The 7,328-nt window shown below is 59.8% G+C and carries 7 protein-coding genes; all 7 read right to left on the bottom strand.

Translation table 11 applies throughout. The features are described 5' to 3' along the window. On the bottom strand, positions 1-729 hold a 729-nt coding region (locus FY112_RS02860; RefSeq protein WP_151517612.1), incomplete at its 3' end, for a carbohydrate ABC transporter permease. After that, positions 726-1,601, bottom strand: coding sequence for a sugar ABC transporter permease (locus tag FY112_RS02855; RefSeq protein ID WP_003540324.1), 876 nt, complete (start codon positions 1,599-1,601; stop codon positions 726-728). The genes FY112_RS02860 and FY112_RS02855, both read right to left, overlap by 4 nt. Next, complete coding sequence (rbsK, locus tag FY112_RS02850; protein WP_131718598.1) at positions 1,598-2,530, bottom strand: ribokinase; 933 nt, start codon at positions 2,528-2,530, stop codon at positions 1,598-1,600. Before rbsK ends, FY112_RS02855 begins: the two co-directional genes overlap by 4 nt. Positions 2,531-2,542: 12 nt before the next feature. Then, entirely contained in the window at positions 2,543-2,998 is a 456-nt protein-coding gene (locus FY112_RS02845) for an RbsD/FucU family protein (protein WP_017960761.1), read from the bottom strand. A gap of 159 nt (positions 2,999-3,157) precedes the next feature. Further along, positions 3,158-5,545, bottom strand: a complete 2,388-nt coding sequence (locus FY112_RS02840; RefSeq protein ID WP_094085768.1) for an aldehyde dehydrogenase family protein — start codon at positions 5,543-5,545, stop codon at positions 3,158-3,160. Positions 5,546-5,550: 5 nt separating this feature from the next. After that, positions 5,551-6,579, bottom strand: coding sequence for a deoxyribose-phosphate aldolase (deoC, locus tag FY112_RS02835; RefSeq protein ID WP_165505269.1), 1,029 nt, complete (start codon positions 6,577-6,579; stop codon positions 5,551-5,553). 175 nt (positions 6,580-6,754) lie between these two features. Then, a partial coding sequence (locus FY112_RS02830; RefSeq protein ID WP_151517611.1) for a DeoR/GlpR family DNA-binding transcription regulator occupies positions 6,755-7,328 on the bottom strand: 574 nt, incomplete at its 5' end.

The raw sequence follows: 7,328 nt of genomic DNA, 5'->3' as shown, positions 1-7,328 counted from the left end.
GTCGACCATCGCCGCCTCTTCGACTTCCACCGGCAGTGCCGCAAAGAAATCGCGCATCAGCCAGATCACGATCGGCAGCGAGAAGGCGACATAAGCGAAGGTGAGGCCTGTATAGGTGTCCACCAGTTTGAACCCCAACTTGCCCATTTCCGTGTACATCAGGAACAAGGCAAAGGCGGCGACGATAGGCGGAAACATGCGCTGGCTGACAAACCAGAAGACGATATCATCATTGCCGAGGAGCGGCCCCGGAAGCTTCATTCGGCTGGAGCCGATGGCGAGCGCAAGCGCGGCGACAAAGGCGTAGATCAGCGAAATAGCCTGTCCGTAGCCCAGAACATGACGGCCAAGAAGATATCCGCCGAAGGCAACAACGACGAAAATCACACCGGACAGCAGCTTGACCTCGAAGGTGAAGCGCACCAGCGCATAGGCTGCCATCGATCCGATGAAGGTGGCCAGCACCGATGCGGAAAGCCCGACGATCGTGGAAGCGATGAAGGTGTTGTAGAACTGGCCGCGGGCGCCCGAGAGAAGCTCGCTCCAGGCTGTCAGCGTCGGGTCGAAGTCGACAAATGGAATATAGGTCGGCCCGCCGACGACGCCGAGCGGCGACTTGAACGAGGTGATCGCGACCCAGTAAAGCGGAAAGAAGGTGAAGGCCAGCCAGAGCAGGCAGCCTGCGAGCGCCCACCAGCGGCCGGATCCTTTGAGGTCACGCACGCTCATTTGTGCTTCTCCAGATAGGGCTTCAGGATGGCGAGATAGACGAGCCCGATCACGGTAATGACGATCAGGAAGAGGAAGGAGAGGGCGGATGTGTAGCCGAGGTTGAACTTCTTGAAGCCCTCCTGATACGCGAACAAGGTCAGCGTTTCGGTCGAAATGCCGGGTCCTCCGCCTGTCATGACGAACACCGTGTCGATGATCTTGTAGCTCTCGATGAGGCGGATGAAGACCACGGCCACCGAAATCGGCAGCATCATCGGGAATGTGATCCCCCAGAACTGTTGCCAGGGGCTGGCATTTTCAAGCGCGGCAGCCTCGTAGACGTCCTCCGGCAGGGTTTGCAACCCGGCAAGGAGCATAAGGATGACGAAGGGTGTCCACTGCCACACTTCGACGGAAATGATGGCGCCGATAGCCCATCTGGTCTGCGTCAGAAAAGGCAGGTTGGGAAAACCGAAGACGGTCATCAGCTCATTGAGCGGGCCCATCGTGGGATTGAGGATCTGGCGGGCAATGAGTGCGACGGCAACGGGCGCTACAAGCATTGGCACCAGGAAGCTGACCCGAAACAAACCTTCGCCGGGCACCCGACGGTTAAGCGCCAGCGCCACGGAAAAACCGATGACATACTGCAGCGTCACCGCCACAAAAGCGATGATCGTCGTCGTCCAGGCGACATTCCAGAAGCGTGGATTCTGAAGCAGTTCCGTATAGTTGCCGAAGCCGACGAAACGCGCGGGGATCGGCGGCACGAGGCGCAGGCTCATGAAGCTGGTGGTCAGCGAATAGATCAGCGGGAAGATCGAGATCACCAGCACGATCAGCAACGCCGGCCAGATGAAGAAGTGTTTGATCGGATCGTTGCGGGTCATGCCGCGTCTCCTTTCCGGAGAAGCGCCTCGATTTCCTCGATCTTTGGCATTGCAGGCGCGGTGCCCCGCCGCGTCACCGCAATACCGGCGGTAGCGCAGCCGAAACGCACGGCCTCGACCGGAGTTGCGCCCCGCGAGAGCGCTGCCGAGAAGCCGCCGACAAATGCGTCGCCGGCGCCGGTGGTATCGATGACCGCTCCCGAGGAGACCGCCGGAAGATGAACCGATTGCCCGGCCGTATGATAGAGCACACCGCGACCGCCCAGGGTGATCAGCGCGGCTTTCACGCCCTTGGCAAGAAAGGCATCGCCAGCCCGTCTGGCGTCGTCGAGCGTGTCGAGCGGAAAACCGACGATGGCCGCTGCCTCGGTTTCGTTTGGGACGATATAGTCGCAGAGCGGATAGATCGTGTCCGGAAACGGCTCGGCCGGCGCTGGATTGAAAACAGTGGTAACGCCGGCCGCATGGGCGATTTCGAGGGCGCGCTGCGCCGCTTCGGCCGGTTGTTCGAGCTGGGTCACGAAAACAGCCGATTGCTCGATGGTTTCGCGTGCCGCCTCAACATCACCAACGCCAATGGTGCCTGCGGCACCTGGATAGACGATGATGGCATTGTCGCCGTTACCGTCATTGACGTAGATGAAGGCAGCGCCGGTCGGCATATCGTCCATCTGTACAACCTTCGGCGTCACGCCTGCTTCCGCATAGGTCTTCAGCGCCATATCGCCGAAGGTGTCGCGGCCGATCTTCGAGATGAAGGAGACTGTTCCACCGGCGCGGGCAGCAGCGACAGCCTGGTTGGATCCCTTGCCGCCGGGGCCTACTGCAAAACCGGTCCCGGTGATGGTCTCCCCAACGTTTGGCATGCGCTTGGCCAGATAGGCCGTGTCGGCGACGAAAATCCCGAGGATCGAAACACCCACCTTCATTATCGTTTCCCCTCAAACGGTTTCCGGCGGAATCACGCCTTTGGTGAAGAGGAAGCAGCCGTAGAAGCGGTTTTCGCCCGTGGTGATGACGCAATAGGCCTTTTTGGCCTCCTCATAGAAGGCGAAACGCTCGATGCCATACATCGGCGCCAGCTTGCCCTCGGCGCCATCGATAACGGCCTGGACTTCCTGCTGCACGGGAGGGATCTCGTCCGGCGCGCCCATGATTTCCATTCGCCCGGCAGACGGCTGCAGCGGCGTATCCAGCGGCATTACCGAAAGAATAGCTTTAATGGCGCGGGCAGCAGATACATTGTCTATCCGCAACAGCTTGCCGAGCACCGTTTGCCGGGCAATGGAGTCCGAAGGAAAATTGGTGTCGGAAACGACGACCGTGTCGCCATGCCCCATGGACCGGAGCGCGTGCAGCACATCCGCATTCAGAGCCGAATCGATATTCTTCAGCATGGAAATCCTCCCTTAGTTGCACCATTTCGCAGCACCTCGTGCCACAAAACAGAGCCCAATAACCGCAGCTCCGTTACAGCTCTGCGATTCCCTCAAATTCCGTTGTTCTCGCCTGCCGATGCGGTTCTCCTCCCGCCCGGATGACCAGAGTTGGAGCCCTTATTCTCCGTAGGGGATCCAGATATTCTTCACATCCACGGCCCGGCGTAGGTATAGCGCGCCTTCGGCAGCGGCTCTGTCCATCCAGTCCGTCGCCTTGCCATTGTCCACGAAGGTTCGTTTGAGATTGCCCGAAGACAGCTTCTCCACCGTCGTCGAAAGTTCCGCAGAGCCGAAGGCCCACAACGCATCAACGTCATTGTGCGCGGCAAGGATCTTTGCCAGTTCGATCGCCGATCCGGTGACGATATTGACGACACCGGCAGGCACATCCGACGTTTCCAGGACGGAATAGAAATCCGTGGCCGAAAGCGGGAAGGGCTCACTCGGCACCGCGACGACACGATTGCCGGTGGCAATCAACGGCGCAACCAGACTGATAAAGCCGAGCAGCGGCGCTTCCGGCGGGCAAATGACGCCAACGACGCCGATGGCTTCCGGCATGGCCAGGGCAACGCCGCGAAGCGGCGGCTGGTGAATGCCGCCCTCATATTTGTCCGCCCAGGCTGCGTAGGTGAAGAGACGGGAAATCGCGGCGTCGACCTCGGCGTTTGCATTGGCTGCGGAAGCTCCGGTCATCGCTGTTATCCGCGAGGCGAACTCGTCGGCGCGGCCACTGAGGTTTTCGGCGATGTAATAGAGAATCTGGGCGCGGTTATGAGTGGTCGCATTCGACCAGGCGGAGGCGGCCTGTGCGGCAACCACCGCATTGCGGATGTCCTTGCGGTTGCCTTCGCCAACTTCCCCGATCGCCTTGCCCTTGGGCGAGGCGATGACACGGGAATAATTGCCGTCCGGGCGTGCCTGCTTGCCGCCGATGAAGAGCTTTGCCGTCCGGTCGATGCTTGGCAGGGCAAAATCGCCGGCAACCGGCTTTACTTGCGAAAGTGCGGGCATAGCTGCGCGCGCCTTGCGACCGACCCAAGCCTTCGGCTTCAGATATTCGTAGCAACCTTCGCGTCCGCCTTCGCGGCCAAATCCGGATTCGCGCTTGCCGCCAAAACCGACGGCGGCATCGAAAAGATTGGTGGCATTCACCCAGACCACGCCGGCTGCGAGCTTTGCCGCAACGTTCAGCGCCAAGCCGATCGTCTCGCTCCAGACGCTGGCGGCGAGGCCGTAGCGGGTGTGATTGGCAAGCTGGATAGCCTCTTCCGGTGTGCGGAAAGTCATGGAGACTGCAACCGGCCCAAAGATTTCCTCGGTCGCGACGATCGATGTGGGCTGCACGCCGCTGAGAAGCGTCGGCGGGTAGAAGCTGCCGCCCTTCGGCAGGTCGATCTTGGCCTGATGCAGTGTCGCGCCTTCTGAAACTCCCTTTTTCACCAGCGCTTCGATACGCGTCAATTGCACGGGCGCTATGATCGCACCCATATCGATGCACTTGTCCAAAGGCAGACCGACCCGCAATGTCTCCATCCGGCGCTTCAGCCGCGCATGGAAAAGATCGGCAATGCCTTCCTGAACCAGAAGCCGCGAACCGGCGCAGCAGACCTGTCCCTGGTTGAACCAGATCGCGTCGACCACGCCTTCCACGGCGCCGTCGATATCGGCGTCGTCAAAGACGACGAAAGGGGACTTGCCGCCGAGTTCCAGCGTCAAGGATTTGCCGCTGCCCGCGGTACGCTCGCGAATAACGCGCCCGACTTCGGTCGATCCGGTAAAGGCAATTTTGTCGATATCCTCATGCCCGACGAGCAGTGCGCCTGTTTCGCCTTCTCCCGTCACGATATTGAGTACGCCCGGCGGAAGGCCCGCCGCGGATGCCAGTTCGGCAAAGAGAAGCGCCGTCAGCGAGGTGAATTCGGCAGGCTTCAGGATGACGGTGTTACCGAGCGCCAAAGCCGGCGCCACTTTCCAGGCCAACATCAGGAATGGGAAATTCCACGGGATGATCTGGCCGACGACGCCCACCGGCACATGATCGGCAAATTCCGTGTCCTGGATTTGCGCCCATCCGGCGTGATGATAGAAATGACGGGCTGCCAGGGGCACGTCGAGATCGCGGGTTTCGCGGATCGGCTTGCCATTGTCGATGGCCTCGACCACAGCAATCAGACGCGCATGGCGCTGGATCATCCGGGCAAGTGCATAGAGATGGCGCGCCCGCGCGTGGCCCGGCAATCGCGCCCATGACGCCTGTGCCTTGCGGGCCGCAGCAACTGCGTTGTCCACATCCGCCGCGCCGCCGATCGCGAGCTTCGCCAGGACCTTGCCGGTGGCTGGCTCGAACGTGTCGAAGTTCTTGCCCGACGCGGAGGGCACGAACGCGCCATTGATGAAGTGACCGAAACCGGAAGCGTGGCGCGCCAGCCAGTCGCGAGCTTCGATATCGGACTCAGGGGCAGGGCCGTAGGACATTTCGTCGAAATACTTTGCAACAGTCATCTGGATCATCCAATCGGGTGTCTGTTGAGGGCCGAATAGGCACCGGTGACGTGATGCTCCAACTGCCGCTCGATATCCGCAAGCAAGCTTGATGCACCGATGCGGAAGAGATCGGACTCCAGCCACTCGCGCCCCAGTTCGTCCTTCATCAGGAACTGGTAGTTCAACACGTCCTTCGCCGCCGAAATGCCACCGGCCGGCTTGTAGCCGATCTTGATACCGGTGCGCTCATAATAGGCGCGGATCGCCCGCAGCATGGTCAATGTCACGGCAAGCGTCGCATTGACGCCTTCCTTGCCGGTCGAGGTCTTGATGAAATCGGCTCCCGCCATCATGCAGACCAGCGAGGCCCTGGCGACATTGCGGAGCGTCTTCAGGTCGCCGGTCGCCAGAATGGCCTTGACATGCGCATCACCGCAAGCGGCGCGATATTCTTTCATTTCCTCGTAGAGTGCTGTCCAGTTGCCGGTCAGCACATGCTCACGGGTGATGACGATGTCGATTTCCTTCGCGCCATCGGCAACTGACGCCTCGATTTCTTTGACCTTGAGGTGGTGCGGGCTGAGGCCGGCAGGGAAACCGGTCGAAACCGCGGCGACCGGAATGCCGGAATCTCCGAGCGCCTCGACGGCCGTTGCAACAAAACGATGGTAGACGCAGATGGCGCCGGTGGTGATCGAACGGCCGCTCATGCCAAGGGAATCCAGAATGTCGGCACGTATCGGATTCATCGCCTTCGCGCACAAGCGTTTGACGCGTTCGGGGGTATCGTCGCCGTTCAACGTCGTCAGGTCGATGCAGGTCACCGCCTTCAGGAGCCAAGCCGCCTGTGCGTCCTTTTTGACGGTGCGGCGTCCGGGAAGCGAGGCTACGCGGCGCTCGGTGGCAGACAGGTTGACCCGCGTATCAAGCACCCACGACAGATCGAGTTCCATACCGGTATTGCGCGGCCGGTTATGGGTGCCGTCCGGCAATCGCGAAGGGGCTGCGTGATGCGCCGTGTTTGCCGCATTGTGAACAGCAACGGTTTCCAAATCGAATCCTCCCGGCCAGAGCGTGAAAGTCTTGTTGCCATCAGTGCAGACGCACGAAGTGGAAGCTTCACAACTGGGTCAAATGTGATTTTTTTTTCACTGTTTGTGAGGTTTGCATCACCGTACCGCTGCGTCAAGTTTAGATTTCAATAGGCGCAGAAAAAATGCGGATCTCTCAGTCGAAGTCGTTCATACCGTTTTCGGTGATGACCACATCGAACGACTTCATGTCGCTGAAAAAGGCCGGCTTAAGCTTGCCGATTTTGCTGCTGTCGGCGAGAAGTATATTCTTTCGTGCCCGGGACATCGCCTTTTTCTTGATCTCCGCTTCGTGAAAATGCGCGCAGGTCGCGCCACGCCGGGCATCGACACCGGCTGCAGAAAGAAATGCCACGTTGATTACAAGCTGATCGAGCATTTCCAGCCCCGAGGCCCCGGAAAAGCTCGCCGATGCTGGGTGGTAAAGACCACCGAGCATAACAAGGCGAACGTTGGGTTTTCGCGTCAGACGATCGGCGACATTCATGGCGTAACAGATCGCCGTTATGTGAATCTGGTCTGGGAGCAGATCGACCAGATAGGGTAACGTGGTGCCGCAATCGAAAAACACCGTATCATCATGGTGAATGTAATCAACGGCTTGTGTGCAAACTTGCCGTTTTGCCGCGGCATGACTGTCGGCTGCCTTGGAAATTTCATAGGGATCGTTTTCCGCTTCGACAGCCGCAACGATATGGCCGCCGAGAAAC

It is taken from the genome of Rhizobium sp. PEPV16 (genome assembly GCF_008919455.1).
Classification (GTDB): domain Bacteria; phylum Pseudomonadota; class Alphaproteobacteria; order Rhizobiales; family Rhizobiaceae; genus Rhizobium; species Rhizobium leguminosarum_Q.
Note: the sequence above shows the minus strand (reverse complement) of the source record. Positions and strands in the feature narration are given on the sequence as shown.